Source organism: Synechococcus sp. BA-120 BA3, assembly GCF_034931285.1.
Taxonomy (GTDB): Bacteria; Cyanobacteriota; Cyanobacteriia; order PCC-6307; family Cyanobiaceae; genus Cyanobium.
In genome coordinates, this window is record NZ_JAYGHZ010000479.1 from 1 (window position 1) to 965 (window position 965).

A 965-nucleotide genomic window follows, 5' to 3' on the forward strand; every position below is an offset into this window, starting at 1 on the left:
CCGGCGCCCCCCGGCCCGTTCAGGGCCAGCAGGGGCCGCCTGGATGGCGTTCCGCCGCGCAGGCCGTCCTCCAGCCGCCGCAGCAGCGGCAGGGCCAGGAGCCGCAACAGGCTGGGGTGCACCGGGCCCAGGTCCCCCGCCCGGGCCAGCCGGCCATCCCAGCCATCCGGCGCTGGCTCCAGGGGCCGCGTGGGCTGTTGTGGCACCACGGGCTCAGGTCCCCACCTTGAAGGCTTCGAGGACGATGGAGTAGGTGGCGCCCATGCGCAGGTTGTCCACCAGGACCCAGGCCAGGGAGGGTTCGCGGCCCACCAGGCGGGTCCGCAGCCGCACCAGAGCTTCGAAGGTCAGCAGCAGGCCGAGCACCACCGCCGGACGGCCCCCCGGGGTGGTGAAGAGCAGCAGGCTGGTGAGGTTCTGACCGGCGAAGAAGCCCAGCAGCAGCGCCAGGGCGGCCAGGCTGCCGGCCCGCCAGCTGCGCCGCGCCACGCCGACCACGCGGTTCCCCAGCTGGCTCACCAGTCCCTGGAATCGGGTGCGCTGCACGGGGAGGCGGGTCATGGCGTGTCCAGCAGGCGCTCCAGCCACGACAGCGTCACCTGGCCTTCGGGGCAAGGTGGCCCCTGGCGCACACCGATCTTGCCCCCGGGCTCCTCCAGGCTCTCGACCACGGCCCGGGCGGCGCTGAAGCGGGCCTCCGGCTCCTCCCGCGTCGCCGCGCTCAGGCAGACCAGACAGCTCAGCCCGGCCCCGGTGGCCGCCGCCAGCCCCGCCGGGGAGTCCTCAAGCACCAGGACGCCAGCCACCGCTTCGCCCACCGCTCCCGCCTCCGCCACGCCCAGCCGTCCCAGCGCCAGCCGGTAGGCCTCCGGATCGGGCTTCTTTCGGGCCACATCGTCGCCGCAGACCCAGAACTCAAACGCCCGGCGCAGGGCCGGAGGGGCCCCCTCCAGCAGGGCCTGCAC

3 protein-coding genes are annotated in these 965 nt (G+C 75.0%); all 3 read right to left on the reverse strand.

Features of this window, described 5'->3' with window-relative positions:
* Window positions 1–209 (reverse strand): hypothetical protein (locus VB737_RS16975; protein ID WP_500314699.1); only part of this gene is annotated, 209 nt, incomplete at its 3' end.
* Between the two features lie 4 nt (window positions 210–213).
* Window positions 214–561, reverse strand: coding sequence for a DUF565 domain-containing protein (locus VB737_RS16980; protein WP_500314701.1), 348 nt, complete (start codon window positions 559–561; stop codon window positions 214–216).
* The coding region (locus VB737_RS16985; protein WP_500314703.1) for an HAD-IA family hydrolase at window positions 558–965 on the reverse strand (408 nt) is incomplete at its 5' end. The genes VB737_RS16980 and VB737_RS16985, both read right to left, overlap by 4 nt.